The organism is Burkholderia sp. 10_S31, from assembly GCF_056930375.1.
The window spans coordinates 3,272,932-3,299,337 of the sequence record NZ_JBXOWK010000003.1 but is presented as its reverse complement, the minus strand read 5'-3'; the positions used below and the strand labels follow the sequence as shown (position 1 = coordinate 3,299,337).

General features: G+C 68.7%; 24 protein-coding genes and 2 pseudogenes. 19 read left to right on the top strand and 7 right to left on the bottom strand.

Translation table 11 applies throughout. The features are described from left to right. Positions 1 to 9 precede the first annotated feature (9 nt). Both AC1Z3W_RS35540 and pxpB read right to left on the bottom strand, forming a co-directional pair. A complete protein-coding gene (locus AC1Z3W_RS35540) occupies positions 10 to 1,077 on the bottom strand; it encodes a 5-oxoprolinase subunit C family protein (RefSeq protein ID WP_057924557.1) in 1,068 nt (355 codons plus the stop codon). Next, complete coding sequence (gene pxpB, locus AC1Z3W_RS35535; RefSeq protein WP_057924556.1) at positions 1,074 to 1,730, bottom strand: 5-oxoprolinase subunit PxpB; 657 nt, start codon at positions 1,728 to 1,730, stop codon at positions 1,074 to 1,076. The genes AC1Z3W_RS35540 and pxpB overlap by 4 nt, the downstream gene beginning before the upstream one ends. A gap of 148 nt (positions 1,731 to 1,878) precedes the next feature. Here pxpB and AC1Z3W_RS35530 point away from each other — a divergent pair, with 148 nt between their 5' ends. Further along, a complete protein-coding gene (locus AC1Z3W_RS35530; RefSeq protein WP_057924555.1) occupies positions 1,879 to 2,391 on the top strand; it encodes a winged helix DNA-binding protein in 513 nt (170 codons plus the stop codon). A gap of 68 nt (positions 2,392 to 2,459) precedes the next feature. Here AC1Z3W_RS35530 and AC1Z3W_RS35525 read toward each other — a convergent pair whose 3' ends face one another. Further along, positions 2,460 to 3,071: a 5-formyltetrahydrofolate cyclo-ligase gene (locus AC1Z3W_RS35525; RefSeq protein WP_057924554.1), complete on the bottom strand. Its 612-nt coding sequence runs from the start codon at positions 3,069 to 3,071 to the stop codon at positions 2,460 to 2,462. An 8-nt stretch (positions 3,072 to 3,079) separates the two neighbouring features. Here AC1Z3W_RS35525 and AC1Z3W_RS35520 point away from each other — a divergent pair, with 8 nt between their 5' ends. The 4 genes from AC1Z3W_RS35520 to AC1Z3W_RS35505 all read left to right on the top strand — a co-directional run bounded on the left by AC1Z3W_RS35520 (position 3,080) and on the right by AC1Z3W_RS35505 (position 8,306). After that, complete coding sequence (locus tag AC1Z3W_RS35520) at positions 3,080 to 5,032, top strand: lytic transglycosylase domain-containing protein (protein ID WP_057924553.1); 1,953 nt, start codon at positions 3,080 to 3,082, stop codon at positions 5,030 to 5,032. Positions 5,033 to 5,402: 370 nt separating this feature from the next. Further along, positions 5,403 to 6,365, top strand: a complete 963-nt coding sequence (locus tag AC1Z3W_RS35515; protein WP_057924552.1) for a complex I NDUFA9 subunit family protein — start codon at positions 5,403 to 5,405, stop codon at positions 6,363 to 6,365. A gap of 55 nt (positions 6,366 to 6,420) precedes the next feature. Continuing rightward, positions 6,421 to 7,068: a glutathione S-transferase family protein gene (locus AC1Z3W_RS35510; protein ID WP_057924551.1), complete on the top strand. Its 648-nt coding sequence runs from the start codon at positions 6,421 to 6,423 to the stop codon at positions 7,066 to 7,068. Continuing rightward, positions 7,065 to 8,306, top strand: coding sequence for a multifunctional CCA addition/repair protein (locus AC1Z3W_RS35505; protein WP_483509447.1), 1,242 nt, complete (start codon positions 7,065 to 7,067; stop codon positions 8,304 to 8,306). Before AC1Z3W_RS35510 ends, AC1Z3W_RS35505 begins: the two co-directional genes overlap by 4 nt. A gap of 45 nt (positions 8,307 to 8,351) precedes the next feature. Here the strand turns inward: AC1Z3W_RS35505 and AC1Z3W_RS35500 are convergent, their stop codons facing one another. Continuing rightward, positions 8,352 to 9,167, bottom strand: coding sequence for a helix-turn-helix domain-containing protein (locus tag AC1Z3W_RS35500; RefSeq protein WP_057924549.1), 816 nt, complete (start codon positions 9,165 to 9,167; stop codon positions 8,352 to 8,354). Positions 9,168 to 9,611: 444 nt separating this feature from the next. Here AC1Z3W_RS35500 and AC1Z3W_RS35495 point away from each other — a divergent pair, with 444 nt between their 5' ends. Next, a complete protein-coding gene (locus tag AC1Z3W_RS35495) occupies positions 9,612 to 11,462 on the top strand; it encodes a M24 family metallopeptidase (RefSeq protein WP_483509446.1) in 1,851 nt (616 codons plus the stop codon). Between the two features lie 86 nt (positions 11,463 to 11,548). Here the strand turns inward: AC1Z3W_RS35495 and AC1Z3W_RS35490 are convergent, their stop codons facing one another. The 3 genes from AC1Z3W_RS35490 to flgA form a co-directional block, all read right to left on the bottom strand. Further along, positions 11,549 to 11,989, bottom strand: coding sequence for a flagella synthesis protein FlgN (locus AC1Z3W_RS35490; protein ID WP_057924818.1), 441 nt, complete (start codon positions 11,987 to 11,989; stop codon positions 11,549 to 11,551). Between the two features lie 85 nt (positions 11,990 to 12,074). Beyond that, entirely contained in the window at positions 12,075 to 12,407 is a 333-nt protein-coding gene (gene flgM / locus AC1Z3W_RS35485) for a flagellar biosynthesis anti-sigma factor FlgM (protein WP_057924547.1), read from the bottom strand. A 118-nt stretch (positions 12,408 to 12,525) separates the two neighbouring features. Continuing rightward, complete coding sequence (gene flgA / locus AC1Z3W_RS35480) at positions 12,526 to 13,869, bottom strand: flagellar basal body P-ring formation chaperone FlgA (protein ID WP_483509445.1); 1,344 nt, start codon at positions 13,867 to 13,869, stop codon at positions 12,526 to 12,528. 205 nt (positions 13,870 to 14,074) lie between these two features. Here flgA and flgB point away from each other — a divergent pair, with 205 nt between their 5' ends. The 13 genes and pseudogenes from flgB (at position 14,075) to flgL (ending at position 26,274) form a co-directional block, all read left to right on the top strand. Continuing rightward, positions 14,075 to 14,563, top strand: coding sequence for a flagellar basal body rod protein FlgB (gene flgB / locus AC1Z3W_RS35475; RefSeq protein ID WP_124833792.1), 489 nt, complete (start codon positions 14,075 to 14,077; stop codon positions 14,561 to 14,563). Between the two features lie 36 nt (positions 14,564 to 14,599). Further along, positions 14,600 to 15,025 carry a flagellar basal body rod protein FlgC gene (flgC, locus tag AC1Z3W_RS35470; protein WP_057924544.1) on the top strand — a complete coding sequence of 142 codons (426 nt, stop codon included), beginning with the start codon at positions 14,600 to 14,602 and terminating at the stop codon, positions 15,023 to 15,025. Positions 15,026 to 15,101: 76 nt separating this feature from the next. After that, positions 15,102 to 15,845: a flagellar hook assembly protein FlgD gene (locus AC1Z3W_RS35465; RefSeq protein WP_057924543.1), complete on the top strand. Its 744-nt coding sequence runs from the start codon at positions 15,102 to 15,104 to the stop codon at positions 15,843 to 15,845. 28 nt (positions 15,846 to 15,873) lie between these two features. Next, a complete protein-coding gene (flgE, locus tag AC1Z3W_RS35460; protein ID WP_124833793.1) occupies positions 15,874 to 17,115 on the top strand; it encodes a flagellar hook protein FlgE in 1,242 nt (413 codons plus the stop codon). Between the two features lie 20 nt (positions 17,116 to 17,135). Next, positions 17,136 to 17,894: a flagellar basal-body rod protein FlgF gene (gene flgF / locus AC1Z3W_RS35455; RefSeq protein ID WP_057924541.1), complete on the top strand. Its 759-nt coding sequence runs from the start codon at positions 17,136 to 17,138 to the stop codon at positions 17,892 to 17,894. Between the two features lie 35 nt (positions 17,895 to 17,929). Beyond that, positions 17,930 to 18,718 carry a flagellar basal-body rod protein FlgG gene (gene flgG / locus AC1Z3W_RS35450; RefSeq protein ID WP_014895799.1) on the top strand — a complete coding sequence of 263 codons (789 nt, stop codon included), beginning with the start codon at positions 17,930 to 17,932 and terminating at the stop codon, positions 18,716 to 18,718. 21 nt (positions 18,719 to 18,739) lie between these two features. Beyond that, positions 18,740 to 19,429 carry a flagellar basal body L-ring protein FlgH gene (gene flgH, locus AC1Z3W_RS35445; RefSeq protein ID WP_057924540.1) on the top strand — a complete coding sequence of 230 codons (690 nt, stop codon included), beginning with the start codon at positions 18,740 to 18,742 and terminating at the stop codon, positions 19,427 to 19,429. A 5-nt stretch (positions 19,430 to 19,434) separates the two neighbouring features. After that, positions 19,435 to 20,625, top strand: coding sequence for a flagellar basal body P-ring protein FlgI (locus AC1Z3W_RS35440; protein WP_124833794.1), 1,191 nt, complete (start codon positions 19,435 to 19,437; stop codon positions 20,623 to 20,625). 313 nt (positions 20,626 to 20,938) lie between these two features. Beyond that, the gene (gene flgJ / locus AC1Z3W_RS35435; RefSeq protein WP_057924539.1) at positions 20,939 to 21,922 is read left to right on the top strand and encodes a flagellar assembly peptidoglycan hydrolase FlgJ; all 984 of its coding nucleotides are present in this window, start codon (positions 20,939 to 20,941) and stop codon (positions 21,920 to 21,922) included. A gap of 217 nt (positions 21,923 to 22,139) precedes the next feature. Beyond that, positions 22,140 to 22,895: a flagellar brake protein gene (locus AC1Z3W_RS35430; RefSeq protein WP_057924538.1), complete on the top strand. Its 756-nt coding sequence runs from the start codon at positions 22,140 to 22,142 to the stop codon at positions 22,893 to 22,895. Between the two features lie 191 nt (positions 22,896 to 23,086). Continuing rightward, positions 23,087 to 24,454: pseudogene (flgK, locus tag AC1Z3W_RS35425) on the top strand (flagellar hook-associated protein FlgK); the annotation flags it as partial. 174 nt (positions 24,455 to 24,628) lie between these two features. Then, a pseudogene (locus tag AC1Z3W_RS35420) lies at positions 24,629 to 25,021 on the top strand (flagellar basal body rod C-terminal domain-containing protein); the annotation flags it as partial. A gap of 17 nt (positions 25,022 to 25,038) precedes the next feature. After that, positions 25,039 to 26,274, top strand: coding sequence for a flagellar hook-associated protein FlgL (flgL, locus tag AC1Z3W_RS35415; protein WP_057924536.1), 1,236 nt, complete (start codon positions 25,039 to 25,041; stop codon positions 26,272 to 26,274). Positions 26,275 to 26,406 lie beyond the last annotated feature (132 nt).

Below are 26,406 nucleotides of genomic sequence, written 5' to 3'. Positions count from 1 at the left end.
CCGCCATTGTCACGCCGCGCGCGACTGCGCGCGGCGGCGCGCTTCCTCGCGCATCTCGATCGCGACGTCGATCTGCCGCAGATAGGCACGTTCTGCGGTCAGGGCGGCGCGCGCGGCGTCGGGTGTCGTGCGCACGAAGCGGATCGGCAGGTTGAGCCGTGCTTGCGCAAGTTTCCAGAGATCCGCGCGGATCACCGTGCCGATCTTCGGATAGCCGCCGGTGGTCTGCGCGTCGTGCATCAGCACGATCGGCTGGCCGTTCGGCGGCACCTGGATCGTGCCGGGCAGCACCGCGTGCGACAGCAGCTCGGCCGGCCGCTCGCGCGCGAGCTCGGCGCCGGCGAGCCGATAGCCCATCCGGTTGCTGTTCGCGGTGACGAGCCATTCCTCGTCCCAGAACGCCTGCTGCGAATCGGCCGCGAACGACGCGTAGTCGGGGCCCGGCAGCACGCGCACGGGCATCGCCCATGGCGCATGCGCGGGACGGTGGCGGCGCGGCGGCTCGTCGACGCGCACGAACGCGCACCACGCGGGCGCCTTCACGCCGAACTCGGGCGCATCGGCCGCGAGGCAGCCGGCGCCGGCCGGCGGCACACCGATCGGGAGCCGGTCGCCGTCGCGCAGCGCGCGGCCGCCGAGGCCGCCGAAGCGCGACGCGAGATCGGTGCTGCGCGAGCCGAGCATCGGCAGCACGTCGATGCCGCCTGCGATGCACAGATAGCCGCGCATCCCGCGCTTCGCGGCCGGCAGCACGAGCGTCTGCCCGGCCGTGACCGGCAGGCTCCACCATGAAAACACGGGCTTGCCGTCGAGCGTCGCGCCGAATTCGGTGCCGGTGATCGCGATGCGCGTCGCGCGCGTGAAGCGGAACGCGGCCGGACCGATCGTGATCTCGACGGCCGCCGCGTCGGGGCGATTGCCGACGAGGCGGTTGCCGACCTCGAGCGCGAGACCGTCGAGCGCGCCGCCTTGCGCGACGCCGAGATGGCGTGTGCCGCGGCGGCCGAGATCCTGCACGGTCGACAGCGGGCCGGCGCGGACGACCTCGATCGTGCCCGGTGCGGTGTTCTGGCTCATGTCGCGTCGACTCCGGCAATGGTGAAGCGCACGCGGTCGCCGGGCAGCAGCAGCGTCGGCTGCGACCGCGTCGGGTCGAACAGCACGTGCGACGTGCGGCCGATCAGCTGCCAGCCGCCGGGCGACGTGGCCGGATAGATGCCCGTCTGCGCACCGCCGATGCCGACCGAGCCGGCCGGCACTTCGAGGCGCGGTGCCGCGCGGCGCGGCGTGTGCAGCGACGCATCGAGGCCGCCGAGATACGCGAAGCCCGGCTGGAAACCGACGAAGAACACGACGTATTCGCCGGCCACGTGGCGCGCGACGACTTCATCGGCCGACAGCCCCGTATGCGCGGCGACGGCCGGCAGGTCGGGCCCGGCGGCGCCGCCGTATTCGACCGGGATCTCGATGTCGCGGCCGTCCGCGTGCTCGACGTCGGCGGTTTCCCACGCGTCGCGCAGCGCCGGCGTGAGCGACTCGGCCGTCGCGGCGAGCGCGTCGAACACGATCGTCAGGTTGTTCATGCCCGGCACGACGTCGATCACGTCGGGCCACGCGCGCGCGACCTCGGCGACGGCCCAGACGCGGCGCTGGCAATCGAGCGTGGCGGGCGGCGGCACCTCGCAGACGAGGGCGGCATCGCCGAGCGGATAAATGCGGGGTTGCGTCATCGGACTGGCACGGTTCGGACGGCAATGTTAGCGCACATTGTCAATAAAATATCGACAACTTCCCAATAAGCGTTTTCGCCTAGCCCGGATGCGGCGGCTTCTGTCGTACACTCGGCACACTCTGACATCCGGCTTGCGCCGCCTTTCCATGAAGCGTCCTGCGACCAAGATCGTGTCATCCGAACACCTCGTTTCCGATTCGAGCGCGGAGCTGTCGGAGCTCGAATACGGGCTCATCATGGCCGGCAACGCATTCAACCGCTGGATGGTGCGCTGCATGTCGGCGGCGGGCGCGAAGGACATGACGGCGGTCGAGGTGTCGCTGCTGCATCACGTCAGCCATCGCGAACGCAAGAAAAAGCTCGCCGACATCTGCTTCGTGCTCAATATCGAGGATACGCACGTCGCGACCTATGCGCTGAAAAAACTGATCGCGCGCGGCTATGTGAAGAGCGAGAAGAGCGGCAAGGAAGTGTTCTTCTTCGCGACCGACGCGGGCCGCGAGCTGTGCCTGAAGTATCGGGAGGTGCGCGAGCATTGCCTGATCGAGACGCTGAAGGACAGCGGACTCACCAACGCGCAGATCGGCGACGCGGCGCAGCTGCTGCGCCACGCATCGGGCCTCTACGACACGGCCGCGCGCGCGGCGGCCTCGCTGTAAACGATTGCGGACGGGACGGTGAACGCAGTGACGCGCGGCATGCCGCTGACGCGGTGTCGCGCGCCGCGTCATCCGGCAGCGGCCGGGTAAAGCGCGCCGTCGGTCACGATCCAGCGCATCGCGAGATCGTGTGCTTCGGCCGGCAGCGCATCCACGCGGCACGCTTCATACGCGATGCCGACCGTCACCGGCAGCGTGTCGCCCGGCCACGTCGCGAGCGTGCGGTCGTAATAGCCGCCGCCATAGCCGAGCCGGTAGCGCTGCAGATCGAATCCCACACACGGAATCAGCAACAGGTCGGGCACGACGACGATTCCCGACGCCGGTTCCGGAATCCGGTGATGCCCTTCGCGCATCGGCGTGTGCGCATCCCACGCATGGAACGCGAGCGGGGTGTGGCGCTCGCCGATCACCGGCAGCGCGGCACGGCGGCCCGTGCCGGCCGCGGACCACGCGAGCACCGCGTCGCGCGCGTCGAATTCGCCCGGCAGCGGCCAGTAGAAGCCGACCGTGCGCGGTGCGAGCTGCGCGAGCAACAGGCGCAGCCGTGTGTCGAGTGCGGCGTTTGCATCGGGCTGCGACGCGGCGTCGCGACGCGCGCCGGACAGCGTTTTGCGCAGCGCAACCTTCGGGTTCGGCACAGGGTTGCATGCTATGCTTTCGCTCACTTCGTGCTCCATTCAAAACGATGTCGAACAGCCTTTTCCGAGTATATCGCGCGCTCGCGCTCGCGCTGTCGGCCGCCGCGCTCGTCGCGGGCACGGCCGCGTGTGCGGCACCGAACGACGACACGCTCGCCGGGGACGACCAGATCTTCGTGCAGCTTCGCGAAGCCGCGCGCCGCAACGACGCCGCGAAGGCCGCGCAGCTCGCGTCGACGATCCCGAATTATCCGGTCCCGTCCTACGTCGAGTATTTCCAGATCAAGCCGCAGCTGTTCGATTCGACGGGCCGCGCGCGTGTCGACGCGCCCGACGCCCCCGTGCAGTCGTTCCTGCAGCGCTACGACGGCCAGGCGATCGCCGACCGCCTGCGCAACGACTACCTGCTCGTGCTCGGCGCGCGCCACGACTGGCGCAACTTCGACGACCAGTACAAGCGCTTCGTGCTCGACGACGACACGCAGGTCAAGTGCTACGCGCTCGAATCGCGCGCGGCGCGTGGCGAGAACGTCGCCGAGGCGGCGCGCGCGCTGCTCGTCGAGCCGAAATACTACGGCGACGCCTGTGTCGACCTGATTACGGCACTGACGGTCAACCAGCAGTTCACGAGCGACGACGTGTGGCAGCAGGCGCGCCTCGCGTACGAGCAGAACTACACGACGCTCGGCGGCAAGATCGTCGACGCGCTCGGCCCGCGCCCGGTCGGCTTCGACCAGGCGACGAGCGCGCCGCCGCTGTATCTCGCGCGCGGCGTCGGCCCCGACGCCGCATCGCACCAGCTCGCGCTGATCGCGCTCGGCCGCATGGCGCGCAACGATCCGGACGCGGCAGCAGGGATGCTGACGTCGGTCGCCGGCTCGCTGACGAAGCAGGAGCAGGCGATCGCGTGGGGCGCGATCGGCTACCAGGGCGCGATCAAGCGCTCGCCGCTCGCGTCGGTCTGGTATGCGAAATCCGCGAACGCGCCGCTGTCGAACCCGGGCTACGAATGGCGCACGCGCGCCGCGCTGCTCGTCGGCAACTGGCCGATGGTGCGCTGGTCGATCGAACAGATGCCGCCGTCGCTGCGCGACGATCCGGCATGGATCTACTGGCATGCGCGTGCGCTCAAGCAGAGCGGCGACACGCTGCAGGCGAACCAGGAATTCGAGCAGGTCGCGGGCCAGTTCAACTTCTACGGGCAGCTCGCCGGTGAAGAACTCGGCCAGCGCACGTCGATTCCGCCGCGCACGAAGGTGAGCGACGCCGAGGTCGACGCGATGAGCAAGATCCCGGGCTTCGCGCTCGCGCAGCGCTTCTACGGGCTGAACCTGCGTCTCGAAGGCAACCGCGAATGGAACTGGCCGCTGCGCGGGATGACCGATCGCCAGCTGCTCGCGGCCGCCGAATACGGCAAGCGCATCGACCTGCTCGACCGCACGGTCAATACGGCCGACCGCACGAAGGCCGAGCACGACTTCACGCTGCGCTACCCGTCGCCGTATCGCGACATCGTCGAGCGCTACGCGCAGTCGTCGGGCCTCGACATCGAATGGGCGTACGGGCTGATCCGCCAGGAGTCGCGCTTCATCACGAACGCGCGTTCGTCGGTCGGCGCGGGCGGGCTGATGCAGCTGATGCCGGCCACCGCGCAACTCGTCGCGAAGAAGCTCGGGATGGGCGCGATCACGCGTGCGCAGATGCACGACATCAATACCAACATCCAGCTCGGCACCTGGTATCTGGCGGACATCTACAACACCTTCGACAGCTCGCCGGTGCTGGCGACCGCCGGTTACAACGCGGGCCCTGGCCGGCCGCGCCAGTGGCGCCAGGTGTTGACGCAACCGGTTGAAGGCGCGATCTTCGCAGAGACGATTCCATTCAACGAGACGCGCGACTACGTGAAGAACGTGCTGTCGAATACCGTCTACTACGCGGCGCTTTTCGAGGGCAAACCGCAGTCGTTGAAGAAACGTCTAGGCATGATCTCGCCCTGATCCGCAACATACACACTGCCGCGCGAGACGCGGCAGTGTTTAAGGGGCTGTTCACGCTAACAACGGGCTTGCGCTGGCCGCCAGAAGGGCCGAGCGCAAGGATTGCGACGAAGCGAATACTCGACGTATTCGCAAGGAGCATGACGCAGCGATCGGCCCTTCTGGCGGCCAGCCCCGCGAATGATTTTTTCCAAACAGGGGAACGAGCCTTGCCGGCCGCATTGCGGCGTCGCGCGTCGCTTGTTTGGCTAGGCCAAACGGCGCTCCTTGCTTCTTGCACGCGCCCGAAGGAAGTCCCCTTGGGGGGCAGCCGGCAAGGCTCGTTCGCAAGCCCGTTATTAGCGTGAACAGCCCCTTAGAGGTCTCGAACATGGATGATCGCCAGACTGTCGCGCTATTGGGCGGCACCGGCTTCATCGGCAGCCGGCTCGTCAACGCGCTGCTCGACGCCGGCAAGCAGGTGCGGATCGGCACGCGGCGGCGCGAGCACGCGCGCCACCTGCAGATGCTGCCGGTCGAGATCGTCGAACTCGATGCGTTCGATACGCGCACGCTGGCCCGCTTCGTCGCCGGCGCGCACGCGGCCGTCAATCTCGTCGGCGTGTTGCACGGCGGCCGCGGCACGCCGTACGGGCCCGGGTTCGAGCGCGCGCACGTCGCGCTGCCGGCCGCGCTCGCCGCCGCATGCGTCGAAGTCGGCGTGCGGCGCGTGCTGCATATGAGCGCGCTCGGCGCCGATTCGCACGGCCCGAGCATGTACCAGCGCTCGAAGGGCGACGGCGAGGCCGCGTTGCATGCGGTCGCGGCGACCGATTCGCTGGCACTGACGATCTTCCGCCCGTCGGTCGTGTTCGGCCCCGGCGACGCGTTCCTCAACACGTTCGCGAACCTGCAGCGCACGCTGCCCGTGCTGCCGCTCGCGATGCCCGACGCGCGCTTCCAGCCGGTGTTCGTCGGCGACGTCGTGCGCGCCTTCGTCAACACGCTCGATCTCGCGGGCGCGCACGGCAAGACCTACGAGCTCGGCGGCCCGACCGTCTATACGCTCGAGCAGCTGGTGCGCTATTGCGGCACGCTGGTCGGCCGGCAGGCACGCATCGTGCGGCTGCCCGACGCGCTCGCGAGGCTGCAGGCGCGCGTGTTCGAATGCCTGCCCGGCGAGCCGGTGATCACGCGTGACAATCTCGCGTCGATGTCGGTGCCGAACGTGCTGTCCGGGCCGCTCGCGCCGGAACTCGGGGTGTCGCCCGCGAGTCTCGAGAGCATCGCGCCCGCATATCTCGGCCACGCCGCGCGGCGCTCCCGCTTCGACTGGTTCCGTTCGCGCCGCTAGTTGCCGCGAGCCGTCGCTTTCCGTCATTCACTTTCGCGCTTATCGGAACACCGCCATGAAACTCGTCATTGGAGACAAGAATTATTCGTCGTGGTCGATGCGGCCGTGGCTGCTGCTCGCGCATTTCGGGATTCCGTTCGACGAGATCGCGATCGAGCTGCGTCGCGACGACACGGCCGCGCGCATCAGCGAGTACTCGCCGACCGGCAAGGTGCCGTGCCTGATCGACGATCACGGCACCGCGATCTGGGATTCGCTCGCGATCGCCGAGACGCTCGCCGAGCGCTATCCGCAGTTCCCGATGTGGCCGGCCGATCCGCTCGATCGCGCGCATGCGCGCTGCATCTCGGCCGAGATGCACTCGGGCTTTGCCGCGCTGCGCACGCAGATGGGAATGAACGTGCGTGCATCGATGCCGGGGCGCGGCGCGACACCGGATGCGCTCGCCGACGTCGCGCGCATCGACGCGCTGTGGGGTGCGTGCATCGAGGCATCGGGCGGCCCGTTCCTGTTCGGCGAATTCGGGATCGCCGATGCGATGTATGCGCCCGTCGTGATGCGCTTCAACACGTATGCGCCGGCGCTGTCGCCGGAGGCGGCCGGCTACGCGGCACGCGTGACGGCGCTGCCGGCGGTGCAGCGCTGGATCGAGGCCGCACGCCGCGAAACCAACGTGATTGCCGAATACGAACCCGCGCCATGAACATCTACGCAGTAGGTGGAGCGATCCGCGACGAATTGCTCGGCGTGCCGGTGCAGGACCGCGACTACGTGGTGGTGGGCGCGACGCCCGAGCAGATGGCCGCGCAGGGCTTTCGGCCGGTCGGCAAGGATTTCCCCGTGTTCCTGCATCCGGACACGCAGGAGGAATACGCGCTTGCGCGCACCGAGCGCAAGACGGCGGCCGGCTATCACGGTTTCCAGTTCTATTACGCGCCGGACGTGACGCTCGACGAGGACCTCGCGCGGCGCGACCTGACGATCAACGCGATGGCGCGCGAAGTGAGCCCGGAGGGCGCGCTGATCGGGCCGGTGATCGATCCGTTCGACGGGCAGGCCGACCTGCGCGCACGCGTGTTCCGGCACGTGGGCGACGCGTTCGTCGAGGATCCGGTGCGGATCCTGCGGATCGCGCGCTTTGCCGCGCGCTTCGCGGATTTCACGGTCGCCGACGACACGCTCGCGCTGATGCGGCGCATGGTCGAAGCAGGCGAAGCGGACGCGCTGGTGCCCGAGCGCGTGTGGCAGGAGATCGCGCGCGGGCTGATGGAGGTGAAGCCGTCGCGGATGTTCGCGGTGCTGCGCGCGTGCGGCGCGCTCGCGCGCATCCTGCCCGAGGTCGACGCGCTGTGGGGCGTGCCGCAGCGCGCCGATTACCACCCGGAAGTCGACACGGGCGTGCACGTGATGATGGTCGTCGACTATGCGGCGAAGCAGGGCTATTCGCTGCCGGTGCGCTTCGCGGCGCTCGCGCACGATCTCGGCAAGGCGACGACGCCCGCCGACGTGCTGCCGCGCCACGTCGGCCATGAAGGCCGCAGCGTCGACCTCATCAAGCCGTTGTGCGAGCGGCTGCGCGTGCCGAACGAATGCCGCGAGCTTGCGCTGGTGGTCGCGCGCGAGCACGGCAACCTGCATCGCGTGATGGAGATGGGCGCGGCCGCGCTGGTGCGGCTCTTCGAGCGCAGCGACGCGCTGCGCAAGCCGGCGCGCTTCGCCGAGATGCTGCAGGCGTGCGAATCGGACGCGCGCGGCCGGCTCGGGCTCGACACGCAACCGTATCCGCAGGCCGAGCGGCTGCGCGTGGCGCTGGTGGCGGCGCGCAGCGTCGACGCGGGCGCGATCGCGCGCGGTATCGGCAACGATGCGATGCAGATCAAGGACGCCGTGCATCGCGCACGGGTCGAGGCCGTCAAGCAGGCGCTGGCGATCGGCGAATAGTGCGGAAGAAGCGGGTGGCGCGGTGCGCCGCCCGGCCGCCAGCCGTCATTTCGTCGTGCGGGCGGGGGGGCGGCGGGCCGGGGTGGCGGCGGCCGGACGTTTGCCGGCGGCCGCGCGTGGCTTGCCGGCAGCCGGCTTGGTTGCCGCTGCGCGGGCCGGTGTGTCGGTGGACTGAGCGGCGTCCGTGTCGCGCTCGCGTTTCGGCGCCGCTTCACGGCGGCTCACGCGCGGCTCGCCCGGCGCCGCGCCGGCATCGCGCGCAAGCGGCCTGATTTCCCTCTCCGCGGACCCGAATTCGGCGCAGCGGTCGTCGAAGAGCGGCAGCGTGCCGACCGCGATGAGTTCGGCGGGCCCGTCGCCAACGTTCGCGACGCGATGGCGCTTTCTCGCATCGAAGTGCAGCGAGTCGCCGGGCGACAGCGGGTAATCCTTCTTGCCGATCGTGTAGCAGACGTGGCCGGTCAGCACGTACACGAACTCGTCGCCGCCGTGCGCGACCCATTCCGAACGGTAGCCCTCCATCATCCGGACCTTGAGCGCGTTGATCTGGCTGCCGTCGAAGGTGGTGGACAGCCGCTCGTACCACTGCGACGTGGCGTCGACCGCGTACGGTTCGCGGCGGCCGGCGTGCGAGTCGGGCTGCGCCTGGCGCGGCTGGTCGATCAGCGTGCCGAGCGGCACGTTCAGCGCCTTCGCGACGTTGACGAGCGACGACAGCGAGATGCCGGTGAGATGGCGCTCGACCTGCGACAGGAACCCGATCGACAGGTTCGCCTCTGTCGCGACTTCCAGCAGCGTCTTCTTCGCCTCCCGGCGCAGGCGCCGAATGCGCTGGCCGATACGCATGATGTCTGAATCCATGAATCTCTTTCGTGGCAACGAGTCGGAAGGCGAGCGGAGGGCGGGGCAGTCGCCGGGACGTTGCTTTTCCGCGAATCGCACGAAGCACGGCCGTCGGGACGGCGATGCCGGCGCATTGTACCGCGCAGTGGCGCACGCACGGCGCCACGCCGCGCAGGGGCGCGCGGCCGTCGTGCACCGTGCCGGTAACACCATGCCGGGAATTTTAGCCCTACGAAAATTTTAGCTTGACCTCAATTTCAGCGTGCTCTAGATTCTGTCGCGCACATCAAACAAAGTTAAGTGAGACAAAAATTTTCCCGAAGACCTGCCGCTGGAACGGCACCGCGGCCCGGCTGCCTGCCGCGCCGCGCGTCGGCTGTGCACGGGTGGCGTGCCGCTCCCGGCGTGCGCCATGCCGCGCAACGCCGCCGGCCGCCGACAACAATCCATAACGGGCATCCGATGATCGATCGACTGAAATACAGTTTCTCCGGCCTTCCCTCGTATGACGCGTCCGTTGGCGACGCGCAGGCGGGCCTGTCGCGCGTGCTCGACGCGCTGCGGCTCGACGCCGTGGTCGTCACGTCGCAGGACGAATACATCACCGAATACCTGCCGCGCCGCAACAACCCGCGCTACGCGGTGTCGGGCTTCGACGGCTCGGCCGGCTGCGGGATCTTCCTGAGCGCGGCGACCGCGCAGGCGCTCGGCGTGCCGCCGTTCGTGCTGTTCGTCGACGGCCGCTATCACCTGCAGGCCGAACAGCAGTGCGACCCGGCGCGCGTGCGGATCGAGAAGCTCGCGATGGACGTGACGATCTGGCAGGCGCTGGCCGACTGGCTGGTCGCGCATGCGAGCCGGCTCGCGCGGGTCGGCTACGACGCGCTGCGGATCAGCGTCGCGCAGCGCGACCGGCTGTTCGCGCAGACGCAGGCCGCGTCGCTCGACTGGACGAGCCTCGCCGAGCGCGAGATCGACCGCGCGATCGCGCTGCCAGGCTGGGTGGTCGAGCGGCCGATCTTCGAGCTGCCGGACACGATGACCGGCGCAAGCGTCGCGCAGAACCTCGGCGCGCTGAACCGCCGGCTCGCCGCGCACACCGGCGCGGCACCCGGCAAGACCGCGTTCTTCACGTGCGCGTCGGACGATCTCGCGTACCTGCTGAACAGCCGCGGCTATCACATCCCGAACGCGTCGTCGCACCTGGGCTTCCTGTTCGCGGTCGGCGAGCAGGTCGCGCTGTTCCTGCCGGAAGGCTGCGACCGGTGCCCGGTCGAGCTGGCGTCGTATCCGGCGCTGCACGTGATCCGGCGAGACTTCGCCGAACTCGAGCGCTTCCTCGCGCGGTTCGCGGTCGACCACGTGTGCTACGGCTTCGAATCGGTCAATTGCGCGCTCGTTGAGTCGGTGCGCCGCGTATGGCCGCACGCGCGCCACGCCGATTTCAATCCGGTCGAGGCGATGCGGGCCGGCAAGACGCCGCAGGTGCTCGACCGGTTCCGGGACGCATTCGCACGCAGCTCGGCGGCGATCGCCGAGACGATGCGCTGGGCGAAGGCCGGCGAGCCGGGACAGCGCCATACCGAATACGACCTGGCCCGCACGATCAACGACGCGTACGGTGCCCGCTCGGCGGTCGCGCTGACGTTTCCGTCGATCGCGGCGAACGGCTCGAACAGCGCGTTCGCGCACTACACGGCGGCGAGCGCCGAGGTCGAGCTGACGGAGGGCGAACTCGTGCTGCTCGACAGCGGCGCATACTACGACGCCGGTTTCGCGACGGACTGCACGCGCGTCGTGTTGCGTCGCACGCAGCCGGAGACGGTCGCGCAGCCGTGGCAGCGCGAGATCTACACGGTCGCGCTGAAGGCCTGCATCAAGGGGCTCGTCACGCGCTTCCCGAAGACGGCGACGGGCGGCGACGTCGATGCGGCCGTGCGGCAGGTGTGCCGCGACCACGGCTATGATTTCGGCCACGGCACCGGGCACGGCGTCGGGATCCACGTGCACGAAGGCGGCGTGCGGTTCGCGCCAGGCGCGAAGTACGGGCTGGTGCCGAATGCGGTGATTTCCGTCGAGCCGGGTATCTACGTGCCGGGCAAGGGCGGCGTGCGGATCGAGAACATCGTGATCGTGCGCGCGGACGACGACGAATCGGATACCGTCGCGTTCGAGAACATCGTCACGGTCGGCTACGACTGGGACCTGATCGATGTCGAGCTGCTGGACGACGACGAGCGCGCGTACCTGCGCGACTACGAACGGCTTTGCGTGGAGCGCGGCACGCAGGTCACTGCGTGTCCGCTGCTGTAAGGCGGGGATGGCGCGCGCGGCCGCGGCAGGGCCGCGGTGCGCAGCCGGCGCGTCGGTACGCCGGCGTGGTCAATGCATCAGTGCAATCAGCGCATCAGCGCCGACACGCGCCCGTCGGGCCCGTAGACGCCGGCCGGCGCGGGCGCCGAGCGCAGCACCGCGAGCGCGCGCTCGTTGTAGTCCATCCGGATCCGGATCAGCATCCCGTTGGTCGCATTGGCCTGGCGCGCGCGTTCGGCGGCCTGCAGCAGCAACTGCCAGCGGCCGGCAAGGCGCGCATCGCGCTCGGCGGCCTGGTCCATGCCTTTCTTGCCGGCCGGAAAGCCGAGCGCGGACAGCTGCGTGTCGCGCGTGCGTTCGAGCTGCGCGAGCCGGTCGATCAGCACGCTCTTCTTCTCGACGATGCCGGGCAGCATTTCCAGCGGCTCCGGGGTCGTGAGCGCCTTTTCCTCGTAGGCGAGCAGGGACGCGAACGCTTCGACCGTCGCGTGTTCGTCGTTGACCGTGGCCAGCAGCTCTTCTCTCATCGCGTCATGCTCGTCGCGCCGGCACGCGGGTGCGCATGCCGGCAAACCAGGGGGCCGGTCAGGGCGTGACGGGCCCCGGGCCGGTTCAGTTGCCCTGCGGGCGCTGCTGTTGCAGCAGGTCGCGGGCGGTATTCAGTACGCCGTCGGCGATCTTGTTCACATCGATCGTCAACGTGCCGTTGTTCAACGCGTCCTTGATCGACTGGACGAGGGCCGTGTCGATGTCGGCGCTGCCGGAGGCCGACAGCGAACGCAGCTGGCCCGACAGACCCGACAGGTTCACGGTCGTGTCGCCGCCGGTCGATCCTGCGTCGGCCGCCTGCGCGGGCGACGACGAAGCCGCGCCGGATTGCGCGCGGGTCGCGCCGTTGCCGGTCGACGCGAGTGGGCTCGGGTTCGGAGTGGAATCGATTTTCACGATGGGTTTCCTGTACGGTATGACCCAGATAACGGCCGGGTCGGCCCGAACTTTAGCATCGTGAACCCGAAATTCTCCGAATAAACAATTCTTTGCAATCTTGCGGCGGGATCCGTCCCTACAGCGGAATTTCCACGGTCCCGGCGTCCTTGACGATCGCCGTGACGATCTGCCCCGCGGCCATCCTGACCCGCACCGACTGGCCCGGCGCCGCATTCGCGAGCGCGCTGCCCTCGGCCGAGATCGTGAAGCCGGGCCCGGCCGCGACGACCCGCACCGTCTGGCCGGCCGACACCGACGCGGCGCTCTTCAGCATGTCCTGGCGCAGCGGCAGCCCGGCCGAGATCCGGGCCAGCGCGGTCGCGCCGACCGCCTGCGCGGGATCGGTGATCACTGCGAGCGGCAGCACCGTCAGGTCGCCGTCGCGCGCGACGAGGTCGGCGGCGGTGAGCGGCTCGCCGGGCGGGATCTGCCGCGCGGCGACGTAATAGGTGGCCTGCACGGCGACCTTCGCCTGCAGGTAGACGGTCCACGGCCGTTCGCCCGCGCAGCGCACGCCGACCGTCGTGCGGCCCCACAGGCGCGCGCCGGTCGGCAGGAACGGCTCGAGCGTCGTGCACGCGGCGAGCCCGCGCGGGAATGCGGCGGCGACGGTGGCGGTGGTCTTGCCCGGCAGGCCCGCGATCTGCTGCTGCAGGAATGCGAGGGCCGTGCGTCGGATCGCGTCGGGGTCCTGCTGGCCGGGTGGCGCCGCCTGCTGGAGCGCGGCGGCCGCCTGGGCCGGGGGGGCGGAAGTCATCGGCGCGCGCGGCGCCGGCGCGGCTGCAGCGGGGCGGGCTGCCGCGGTGCGCGTGGCGATTGCCGGGCGCGCGGGATTCGATGCGGGTTCGGCCGTACCGGCGACGACGGTCGCGACGGCGCCCGGATCGGTGGCGTGCGGCGTGCGGTAACCGTACCCGTAACCGGCGCTCGCGCGCGCGGCCGCGTAGACGGGGCGTGGCGCGGGCGTCGGCACGACGGCCGGCGGCGCGACGCTCGTCACGACCATCGAGCCGGCCGCGGCCGTGCCGGTCATGCCGGTCGCACCACTCGCACCGGCCGCCATCGCCATGCCCGCACCCGCACCCGCACCCGCACCCGCACCCGCACCCGCACCCGCACCCGCACCCGCACCCGCACCCGCACCCGCACCCGAAGCCGAAGCCGAAGCCGAAGCCGAAGCCGAAGCCGCACCCGAAGCCACACCCGAAGCCACACCCGCCTTCCCGCCGAACTGCCCGCCGCTCGCCGCATTCGCCTGCGCGAGCGCGGTTTCGGCCGTCTCGCCGCGTCCGGGAATCACGATCATCCCGTCGTCCGCGTGGGCAGCCGACACCACGAGCCACAGCGCCGCGGCGAGCGCGAACGCACGCGGCACGCGTGTGCCGCGTGCGGCGTTTTCGCGAAGTGCGCTGCCTGTCATCGCCGTGTCCTCGAAACCGTTGATCCGATTCGCATTCTAGGGAGCCGGGCCGTCGCGCAAACGATGAATAGAGGGGGCCTTTGCCGCGTTATTCGTCCGATTGCCGGTTGCGCCCGACGCCTACCATCGCTGTCATGGAAAAAAGCCCCTTGGGCCGCCATCCGGCGCAACGGGCGTGCAGCGCTTCATACGGAGAGACGCACACATGCTGGACAAACTCGATGCCGAATTCGCGTTCGGCCGACAGGCGCTCGACGTGCGCGCCTATCGGCAGGAACTGCTGTCGTCGAACATCGCGAACGCCGACACGCCCGGCTACCAGGCCCGCGACGTCGATTTCGCGTCGACCCTCGCGCGCTCGCTGAAGCAGACCAGCGGCGGTCTCGCGCCGAGCAACGCCGCGCAGCTGCCGATGGCGCAGCCGGCCGGCGTGGCGAGCGGGATGACGATGGTGTCGACGGCGCCGGGCCACATGGCCGGCACCGCGAAGCTGATTCCGACGGGCGGCCCGGCCGACGACTACGGTCGCGCGCAGTACCGGATGCCGCTGCAGCCGTCGCTCGACGGCAACACGGTCGATCTCGACGTCGAGCGCGTGCAGTTCGCGAACAACGCGCTGCACTACGAAACCGGGATGACCGTGATGACCCAGCAGATCAAGGCGATGATCGCCGCGATCTCGACGAACTCGTAAGCGCGCGGCGCTTGCGCACCCGAACAAGGAGCCTCCATGCCCTCGTTGATGAACATCTTCGGCGTCGCCGGTTCGGCGCTGTCCGCGCAATCGCAGCGCCTGAACGTCACCGCGTCGAACCTCGCGAACGCCGACAGCGCGACCGGCCCCGACGGCAAGCCGTACAAGGCCAAACAGGTCGTGTTCGCGACCGACCCGATCGGCGGCGCGCGCACCGCGTCCGGCCAGGGCGTGGGCGGCGTGCGGGTGACGAAGGTGGTCGACGACCCGTCGCCGATGAAGTCGACCTACGACCCGTCGAACCCGTCCGCCGACGCGAACGGCTACGTGCAGATGCCGAACGTCGATCCGGTGCAGGAGATGGTGAACATGATCTCGGCATCGCGCTCGTACCAGGCCAACGTCGAGACGCTGAACACTGCGAAGACGCTGATGCTCAAGACGTTGACGATCGGCTCGTAAGCCGCGCGCCGAGCGACGCTCCAGACCGATACCCCAGACCAGACAGTTCCGACAGTTCCGACACAAGGCACCCCGGATGACATCCTCCAGCACGACGATCGGCAGCAACGGCACCAACGTGTCGACCCTGCCGACCGACACGATGAACACCAACAACGTGTCGATGACCGGCACGTCGGCGAGCGATCTGCAGGCGACGTTCCTGAAGCTGCTCGTCACGCAGCTGCAGAACCAGGATCCGACGAGCCCCGTCGACAGTTCGCAGATGACGTCGCAGCTCGCGCAGATCAACACGGTGAGCGGCATCGCGCAGCTGAACACGTCGCTCACGTCGCTGTCGACGCAGCTCGCGGCCGGCCAGCAGACGCAGGCCGCGCTCCTGATCGGCACGAACGTGCTCGCGCCGGGCAACGCCGTCGCGGTGAAGGGCGGCGCGGCGTCGCCGTTCGGCGTGTCGCTCTCGAGCGACGTGTCGAACCTGACGATCACCGTGAAGAACAGCTCGGGCGCCGTCGTCAACACGATCAATGCGGGCCAGCAGTCGGCCGGCACGGTGCCGTTCAACTGGACGCCGACGGACGCGTCCGGCAACGCGCTGCCGGACGGCAAGTACACCGTGAGCGCGCAGTACACGGGCAGCGACGGCAAGACGTACGCGCCGACCGTGCTCGCGGCCGCGCAGGTGCAGAGCGTGATCAAGCAGGCCGACGGCACGGCGGGGCTCGTGCTGTCGAACGGCACGACGGTGGGGCTCACCCAGGTCGCGTCGATTTTCCCGAACGCCGCGTCGTCGTCCGGCGGCACGACCACCACCAACTGATCCAGCTTTCTCGAAAACGGAGACCGAAATGGGTTATCAACAGGGTCTGAGCGGCCTCGCCGGCTCATCGACCGCGCTCGACGTGATCGGCAACAACATCGCGAACGCGAACACGGTCGGCTTCAAGTCGAGCACCGCGCAGTTCTCCGACATGTATGCGAACTCGATCGCGACGTCGGTCAACACGCAGATCGGGATCGGTACGACGCTCGCATCGGTGCAGCAGCAGTTCGGCCAGGGCACGATCAATACGACGAACTCGTCGCTGGATGTCGCGATCAACGGCAACGGCTTCTTCCAGATGTCGAACAACGGCGTGATGAGCTACACGCGCGACGGCACGTTCCAGCGCGACAAGAACGGCTACATCGTCAATGCGCAGGGCATGAACCTGATGGGCTACGCGGCCGACAAGAGCGGCGTGCTGAACACCTCGCAGACCGTGTCGCTGCAGGCGCCGACGACCAACATCGCACCGACCCCGACGACCAGGATCACCGGCCAGTTCAACCTGAACTCGCAGGACACGGTGCCCACCAAGACGCCGTTCGACCCGACCGACACCACGACGTACAACTATTCGACGTCGGTCCAGGTGTATGACTCGCTCGGCGGCTCGCAGGCGGTCAACATGTACTTCGTGAAGTCGGCGACCGGCACGTGGGAAGCCTACGCGGGCGTGCAGGGCAGCACCGCGACCGACCTCGGCACGGTCACGTTCGATTCGTCGGGCGCGATCCAGAGCACGACGACGGGCACGCCGCCCGCGCCGACCACGTCGGTCGGCCAGTTCCAGTTCACCGTGCCGACCACCGACGGCTCGGCGACGCCGCAGCAGCTCACGCTCAACCTGACCGGCACCACGCAGTACGGTGGCAAGGACGGCGTGAACAACCTCGCGCAGGACGGCTACGCGAGCGGCACGCTGACGACCTTCTCGATCGGCTCGGACGGCAAGCTGACCGGCAGCTACTCGAACGGGCAGACGGCGGTGCTCGGGCAGATCGCGCTCGCGAACTTCAACAACCCGAACGGCCTCGTCAACATCGGCGGCAACCAGTACACCGAGACGGCCGCGTCGGGCGTGCCGCAGATCTCCGCGCCGGGCAGCACGAACCACGGCACGCTGCAGGGCAGCGCGCTCGAGAACTCGAACGTCGACCTGACGTCGCAGCTCGTCAACCTGATCACCGCGCAGCGCAACTACCAGGCGAATGCGCAGACGATCAAGACGCAGCAGACCGTCGACCAGACGCTCATCAACCTGTAATGCGCGGATAACCGGCAGCCATGGACCGACTGATCTACACGGCGATGACGGGCGCGTCGCAGTCGCTCGACCAGCAGGCGATCGTCGCGAACAACCTCGCGAACGCATCGACGACGGGCTTTCGCGCGCAGCTCGCGACCTACCGCGCGGTGCCGATGAATTTCGGCGACGGCAGCACGATCGACCCGACGACGACGCGCACCTACGTGCTCGCGTCGACGCCCGGCGCGGATTACGCGCCGGGTCCGATCACGCGCACCGGCAACCCGCTCGACGTCGCCGTACAGGGCGCCGGCTGGCTGTCGGTGCAGACGGCCGACGGCGGCGAGGCGTACACGCGCGCCGGCAACCTGCACGTCGATGAAAACGGCCAGCTCGTCAACGCGAGCAACCTGCCGGTGATCGGCAACGGCGGCCCGATCTCGGTGCCGCCCAACGCGGAAGTGACGATCGGCAAGGACGGCACGGTGTCCGCGCTGATGCCGGGCGACCCGCCCACCGCCGTCGCGATCGTCGACCAGATGAAGCTCGTGAACCCCGACCCGGCCACGCTCGCGCGTGGCAACGACGGGCTGTTCCGCACCGCCGACGGCAATCCGGCCGATGCCGACCCGAACGTGGTCGTCACGCCGAATTCGCTCGAAGGCAGCAACGTGAATCCGGTGACCGCGATGGTCGCGATGATCGACAACGCCCGGGCGTTCCAGCTGCAGTCGAAGCTGATCCAGACGGCCGACCAGAACGAGCAGTCGGCGAACCAGCTGCTCAACTTCAGCTGAGCGGCACGGCCCTCGCTACCAGGAGAAGATTCAACATGAACCGATCGCTCTACATTGCCGCCACCGGCATGAATGCGCAGCAGGCGCAGATGGACGTGATCTCGAACAACCTCGCGAACACCAGCACAAACGGCTTCAAGGCGTCGCGCGCGGTGTTCGAGGATCTGCTGTACCAGACCATCCGCCAGCCGGGCGCGAACTCGACACAGCAGACCGAACTGCCGTCGGGCCTGCAGCTCGGCACCGGCGTGCAGCAGGTCGCGACCGAGCGCCTGTACACGCAGGGCGGCCTCACGCAGACCGGCAACTCGAAGGACGTCGCGATCAACGGCGCGGGCTTCTTCCAGGTGCTGATGCCGGACGGCACGAACGCGTACACGCGCGACGGCTCGTTCCAGACCAACGCGCAGGGCCAGCTCGTCACGTCGAGCGGCTACCAGATCCTGCCGGCGATCACGGTGCCGCAGAACGCGCAGTCGCTGACGATCGGCAAGGACGGCGTCGTGTCGGTCACGCAGCCGGGCTCGAGCAACGCGGTGCAGATCGGCTCGCTGCAGATCGCGACCTTCATCAACCCGGCCGGCCTCGAGGCGAAGGGCGAGAACCTGTTCGCCGAGACCACGTCGTCGGGCGCGCCGAATGTATCGCAGCCGGGCCTGAACGGCGCGGGCGTGCTCAACCAGGGCTATGTCGAGGCGTCGAACGTGAACGTCGTGCAGGAGCTCGTCAACATGATTCAGACGCAGCGTGCGTACGAGATCAACAGCAAGGCCGTGACGACGTCCGATCAGATGCTGCAGACCGTCACGCAGATGAAGAGCTAACCGGAAAGTCCAGTCGTCGCCATGAAGCAGGTTCGCCTCCTCCCGTCAGCCCCCGTCCGCGCCGCGTGCGCGGTCGCGGTGGCCGCGCTCGCCGGTTGCGCGCAGATTCCGCGCGACCCGATCATCCAGCAGCCGATGACGGCGCAGCCGCCGATGCCGATGTCGATGCAGGCGCCCGGCTCGATCTACAACCCGGGCTACGCGGGCCGTCCACTGTTCGAGGACCAGCGGCCGCGCAACATCGGCGACATCCTGACGATCATGATCGCGGAGAACATCAACGCGACCAAGTCGTCGGGTGCGAACACCAACCGGCAGGGCACCACCGACTTCAACGTGCCGACGGCCGGCTTCCTCGGCGGGCTGTTCGCGAAGGCGAACCTGTCGGCGGCCGGCAACAACAAGTTCGCGGCGACGGGCGGCGCGAGCGCGGCGAACACGTTCAACGGCACGATCACGGTGACCGTCACCAACGTGCTGCCGAACGGCAATCTCGTCGTCAGCGGCGAGAAGCAGATGCTGATCAACCAGGGCAACGAATTCGTGCGTTTCTCGGGTGTCGTGAACCCGAACACGATCTCGGGCGCGAACTCCGTGTACTCGACGCAGGTCGCCGACGCGAAGATCGAATACTCGTCGAAGGGCTACATCAACGAAGCCGAGACGATGGGCTGGTTGCAGCGCTTCTTCCTCAACATCGCACCGTGGTGATGACGATGCAGCAGCCTCTTTTCCACCGCCTGTCCCGCCGCATCGCGTTCGGCGCGCATGCCGTCGCGCAGCTCGCCGCCGCATGCGTGCTGGCGGCGTGCGCGTTCGGCACGGCACCCGCGCACGCGGAGCGCCTGAAGGACCTCGCGCAGATCCAGGGCGTGCGCGACAACCCGCTGATCGGCTATGGCCTCGTCGTCGGCCTCGACGGCACGGGCGACCAGACGATGCAGACGCCGTTTACGACGCAGACGCTCGCGAACATGCTCGCGAACCTCGGCATCTCGATCAACAACGGATCGGCCAACGGCGGCCCGTCGTCGCTGAACAACATGCAGCTGAAGAACGTCGCGGCCGTGATGGTGACCGCCACGCTGCCGCCGTTCGCGCGGCCGGGCGAGGCGCTCGACGTGACCGTGTCGTCGCTCGGCAACGCGAAGAGCCTGCGCGGCGGCACGCTGCTGCTCACGCCGCTGAAGGGCGCGGACGGGCAGGTGTATGCGCTCGCGCAGGGCAACATGGCGGTCGGCGGCGCAGGCGCGAGCGCGAACGGCAGCCGCGTGCAGGTGAACCAGCTCGCGGCCGGCCGGATCGTCGGCGGCGCGATCGTCGAGCGCTCGGTGCCGAACGCGATCGCGCAGATGAACGGCGTGCTGCAGCTGCAGCTGAACGACATGGACTACGGCACCGCGCAGCGGATCGTGTCCGCGGTCAATTCCAGCTTCGGCCCGGGCACCGCGACAGCGCTCGACGGCCGCACGATCCAGCTCGCCGCGCCGGCGGATTCCGCGCAGCAGGTCGCGTTCATGGCGCGCCTGCAGAACCTCGACGTGAGCCCGGACAAGGCCGCCGCGAAGGTGATCCTGAACGCGCGCACCGGCTCGATCGTGATGAACCAGATGGTCACGCTGCAAAGCTGCGCGGTTGCGCACGGCAACCTGTCGGTGGTCGTCAACACGCAGCCGGTGGTGTCGCAGCCGGGGCCGTTCTCGAACGGGCAGACGGTGGTCGCGCAGCAGTCGCAGATCCAGTTGAAGCAGGACAACGGGGCGCTCAAGATGGTCACGGCCGGCGCGAACCTCGCCGACGTCGTGAAGGCGCTGAACACGCTCGGCGCGACGCCGGCGGACCTGATGTCGATCCTGCAGGCGATGAAGGCGGCCGGCGCGCTGCGCGCCGACCTGGAGGTCATCTAAGGGTCTGCCTACTCATGAAACGTACATGCGAATGCCCGAAATCGGCCGTCCCCCAAGGGGACTTCCTTGCGGGGCGCAGGGCAAGGAGTGAGGAGCGCCGTTTGGCCGAGCCAAACAAGAGATGAAGGACGCCGCCATGCGGCCGATTTCGGGCATTCCCGTGGAATGCAATTTAAATTTGGCGTTGCCCCGAGACGGGCCGCTCGCGGCGTCACGCTCCTTGCGAATACGTCCAGTATTCGCGGCGTCGCGATCCTTGCGAGCGGCCCGTCTCGGGGCAACGCATGCACGTTTCATGAGTAGGCAGACCCTTATGGCAGCTAATCTCCCGAACGCGAACGACCTCACGCAACGCTTCGCGCTCGACGTGCAGGGCTTCGACGCGCTGCGCGCGCAGGCGAAGCAGTCGCCGCAGGCCGGCGCGAAGGCGGTGGCTGGCCAGTTCGACGCGATGTTCACGCAGATGATGCTCAAGAGCATGCGCGACGCCACGCCCGACGGCGGCCTGCTCGATTCGCACACGTCGAAGATGTACACGTCGATGCTCGACCAGCAGCTCGCGCAGCAGATGTCCAAGCGCGGGATCGGCGTCGCCGACGCGCTGATGAAGCAGCTGCTGCGCAACGCGGGGCAGGGCGCCGGCAGCGATACGGCGGCCGACGCCGGGGCGGCCGGGCTTGGTGCGGCCGGCTTCGGCGCGGCGGGCAACGAAGGCAGCCTCGCCGCGATGAACGCGATGGCGAAGGCGTATGCGAACTCGGCGAACAACGGCGGGCTTGCCGGCGCACGCGGCTACTCGGCCGGCAGCGCGCTCACGCCGCCGCTGAAGGGCGCGAGCGGCGTGCAGGATGCCGACGCGTTCGTCGACCGGCTCGCCGGTGCGGCACAGGCGGCGAGCGCGACCACCGGCATCCCGGCGCGTTTCATCGTCGGCCAGGCCGCGCTCGAATCGGGCTGGGGCAAGCGCGAGATCCGCGCGAGCGACGGCTCGACGAGCTACAACGTGTTCGGCATCAAGGCCAACAAGGGCTGGACGGGCCGCACGGTGTCGGCGCTGACGACCGAATACGTGAACGGCACGCCGCGCCGCGTCGTCGCGAAGTTCCGCGCGTACGATTCGTACGAGCACGCGATGACCGACTATGCGAACCTGCTGAAGAACAACCCGCGCTACGCGGGCGTGCTCAGCGCGAGCCGCAACGTCGAGGGTTTCGCACACGGGCTGCAGAAGGCCGGTTATGCGACCGACCCGAATTACGCGAAGAAACTGATCTCGATCATGCGGCAGATCGGCTGACAGGCCCGCCCGTCGCCCGCCTGCCGTCTTTCGGACCGCGCCCGGCACCCGCCGCGCGCGGTTTCAACGTTTGCGCGAAAAAAAGCGGCAATTCGATCTAAACTTTCGGTGAGCACTGCCGCTAAGTGTGTGAGACCTGCAACCGGGCCCGTGTTCTGGCCCGGTTTTACTGCGTCCCGGTTGCCCCGGGCGCCCATGAAAAGAAAACCGGCTAGCCATGAATATCGAAACGTCGACCGATCAGGGCCTGGATGCGGGCCATTCCGGGCCCGACTATGCCCGCCGCAATCCGCTGGAAATCGGCGTGCAGTTGCGCAACCTCGTGAACCGCGGCGACTTCCTGACCGTCCAGTACCCGGGCGGCCAGCTCGTCACGCGCCTGCTCGAGGTCGACGTCGGCGCGCGCACGTTCACGTTCGACTGGGGCGCGCTGTCCGAGCAGAATGCCGGCATCCTCGCCGCGTCGCACTGCACGTTCTCGGCCGCGCCGGACGGCGTGCGCGTCGAATTCACCACGAGCACGCCGCGCGAGACGCGCTACGAGGGGCTGCCCGCGTTCGTCGCCGATTTCCCCGACGTGCTGATGTGCATCCAGCGCCGCGAGTATTTCCGCGTCGATGCGCCGATCGTCGATCCGTTCCTGTGCCGCGGCAAGCTGCCGGAGGGCGAGAGCTTCGTGTTCGAGGTGCATAACCTGTCGCTCGGCGGCGTCGGGCTGCGCACGGCCGACGAGCGCGCCGAGGCGCTCGAGGTCGGCACGCTGCTGCCGGACGTCGAGCTCGAGCTGAACGGCCACGGCAAGCTGTCGCTCGACCTGCGCCTCGTGTCGCAGCGTTCGACGCAGATGCCGAACGGCTCGCGGCGCTACCAGCTCGGCTTTCGCTTCATGTCGCTGCCGGGCAGCGCGGAGAACACGCTGCAGCGCCTGATCACCCAGCTCGAGATGAAGCGCCGCTCGCTCGCGCGGGCCTGACGCACCCGCTCGCGGCTCCGCTCGGGGCCGCCTTCGCACCGGCGCCGGCAGTGGCCGCCGGGGCCCTCGAACGGCGCGCGCACGTGCGCGTCGCGCGTGCATTTTTTCCTCAATTTTTCCGATCCGCGGCCGTTATACCGGGAGTCACGCAACCCGGCGGCCGCAGCGCGGCCGGCTCATCAGGATCGCGCATGTCCAACACACTCATGAACCTCGGCGTCAGCGGCCTCAATGCCGCGCTCTGGGGCCTCACGACGACCGGTCAGAACATCAGCAACGCAGCGACGCCCGGCTATTCGGTCGAGCGCCCCGTTTATGCCGAGGCGAGCGGCCAGTACACGTCGAGCGGCTACATGCCGCAGGGCGTGAACACCGTCACGGTGCAGCGGCAATACAGCCAGTACCTGAGCGACCAGTTGAACAGCGCGCAGTCGCAGGGCGGCGCGCTGTCGACCTGGTACTCGCTCGTCGCGCAGCTGAACAACTACGTCGGCAGCCCGACGGCCGGCATCTCGACCGCGGTCACCAGCTATTTCACCGGGCTGCAGAACGTCGCGAACAATGCGTCCGACCCGTCGGTGCGGCAGACCGCGATGAGCAACGCGCAGACGCTCGCGAACCAGATCACCGCAGCCGGCCAGCAGTACGACTCGCTGCGCCAGAGCGTCAACACGCAGCTCACCAGCACCGTGTCGCAGATCAACGCGTACACCGTGCAGATCGCGCAGCTGAACCAGCAGATCTCCGCGGCGAGCAGCCAGGGACAGCCGCCCAACCAGATGATGGACCAGCGCGACCTCGCGGTGTCGAACCTGTCGAGCCTCGCCGGCGTGCAGGTCGTGCGCAGCGACAGCGGCTACAGCGTGTTCCTCGCGGGCGGCCAGCCGCTCGTCCTCGCCGACAAGAGCTACCAGCTCGCGACCGTCACGTCGCCGTCCGATCCGAGCGAGCTGACCGTCGTGTCGCAGGGGATCGCCGGCGCAAACCCGCAGGGCCCGAACCAGGCGCTGCCGGATGCGTCGCTGTCAGGCGGCACGCTCGGCGGCCTGCTCGCGTTCCGCAGCCAGACGCTCGACCCGGCCGAGGCGCAGCTCGGCGCGATCGCGACGAGCTTCGCCGCGCAAGTCAACGCGCAGAACGCGCTCGGCCTCGACTTGTCGGGCAACCCCGGCGGCAATCTCTTTACGACCGGCACGCCGACCGTCTATTCGAACCAGGGCAACACCGGCGACGCAACGCTGTCCGTGTCGTTCGCGAACGCGTCGCAGCCCACGACGAGCGATTACACGCTGTCGTTCGACGGGACCCACTACACGCTCACCGACCGCGCGACCAGCACGGTGGTCGGCCAGATGGCCGGCCCGATGCCGGTTTCGCTCGGCGGCCTGAATTTCTCGGTGCCGTCCGGCGCGATGAAGGCCGGCGATCAGTTCACCGTGCTGCCGACGCGCGACGCGCTGAACGGCTTCGGTCTCGCGACGTCGGCCGGCTCGGCGATCGCGGCGGCGTCGCCGTACGCGTCGTCGGCGAGCACGACGAACACGGGCACCGGCACGATCGGCTCGCTGTCTGTCACGAGCGCATCGGCCGCGGTCAACGCACACAACTACACGATCACGATGGGCGGCACGTCGGCCGCGCCGACCTATACGGTCACCGACAACACGGCCGTGCCGCCGACCACGTCGGGCGCGCAGCCGTTCCAGACCGGTTCGCCGATCACGCTGACGGCGGGCGTCGCGGTGACGGTGTCGGGCGCGCCGGCAGCCGGCGACACGTTTGCGGTCGCGCCGAACACGGGTGGCACGAACGACGGCAGCAACGCGCTCGCGCTGTCGAAGCTCGTCAATTCGAAGTCGTTCGGCAACGGCTCGACCACGCTGACCGGCGCCTATGCGAGCTACGTGAACGGCATCGGCAACACGGCGAGCCAGCTGAAGTCGTCGAGCGCCGCGCAGACCTCGCTCGTCGGCCAGATCACGACCGCGCAGCAGTCGGCGTCCGGCGTGAACCAGAACGAGGAAGCGGCGAACCTGATGCAGTATCAGCAGCTTTACCAGGCGAACGCGAAGGTGATCCAGACGGCGGCGACGCTGTTCCAGACCGTGCTCGGCCTGTTCAATTGATTCCGGGGACAGAAGCGATGCGGATTTCCACTGCCCAGTTTTACCAGATGAACGTCGCGCAGATGAGCGACCAGCAGGCGCAGCTCGCGCAGCTGTATCAGCAGATCTCGAGCGGCGTGAGCCTGTCGACCCCGGCCGACAACCCCGTCGGTGCGGCGCAGGCCGTGCAGTTGTCGATGACGTCGGCGACGCTTTCGCAGTACTCCGCGAACCAGAACGTCGCGCTGTCGTCGCTGCAGAAGGAGGATCAGGCACTGACGAGCGTCAACAACCTGCTGAACAGCATGCACACGATCGTCATGCAGGCCGGCGACGGTTCGCTGGCCGACAGCGACCGGTCGGCGCTCGCGACGCAGCTGGAGGGCTATCGCAACCAGTTGCTGACGCTCGCGAACACCACGGACGGCGCGGGCAACTACCTGTTCGCGGGCTTCCAGTCGACCACGGCGCCGTTCGCGGATGCCGCGGGCGGTGGCGTGACCTACAGCGGCGACAGTGGCGCGCGCCAGGTGCAGATCGCCGACACGCGCTCGATCGCGCAGGGCGACAGCGGCACGAGCGTGTTCCTGTCGGTGCCGATGCTCGGCAGCCAGCCCGTGCCGGCCGCGGGCACCGGCAATACGGGCACGGGTACGATCGGCGCGGTATCGATCACGAACCCGTCGGCGGCCACCAACGCGCACCCGTTCACGATCACGTTCGGCGGCACGTCGACCGCGCCGACCTATACGGTCACCGACAACACGATCGGGCCATCGAGCCAGACCGCACCCCAGCCGTACTCGGACGGTGCCGCGATCGCGCTCGGCAACGGCCTGACGGTGCCGGTATCGGGCACGCCGGCATTGGGCGACACGTTCACGGTGACGCCCGCGCCGCAGGCCGGCACCGACGTGTTCGCGTCGCTCGACACGATGATCGCCGCGCTGAAAATACCGATCGGCAGCGATACGGCCGCCTCGGCCGCGCTGACGAACGCGATGACGACCGGCACGACGAAGCTGAACAACACGATGACGAACATCCTCACCGTGCAGGCGTCGGTCGGGGGCCGCGAGCACGAAATCCAGGCAATGCAGGCCGTGAACCAGACCAATACCGTGCAGGTCAGCAGCGACCTGGCGGACCTGACCAGCACCAACATGGTGTCGACGATCAGCCAGTTCCTGCAGATGCAGAATGCGCTGTCAGGCGCGCAGAAGGCCTACGCGCAACTGCAGAACCTGTCGCTGTTCCAGTACATCAATCCGTGACACCCGCGGCGCACTGCCCGGTGTGAGCGCTCGCTTACATCACACAGTGCGCCGGTTAAGCGCTGTCGGTGGCTGTCGGCCTTCGCCGGCGCTATCGTGCCGCCCGGGTGCCAGCCCCGCGGGCACCGCCGT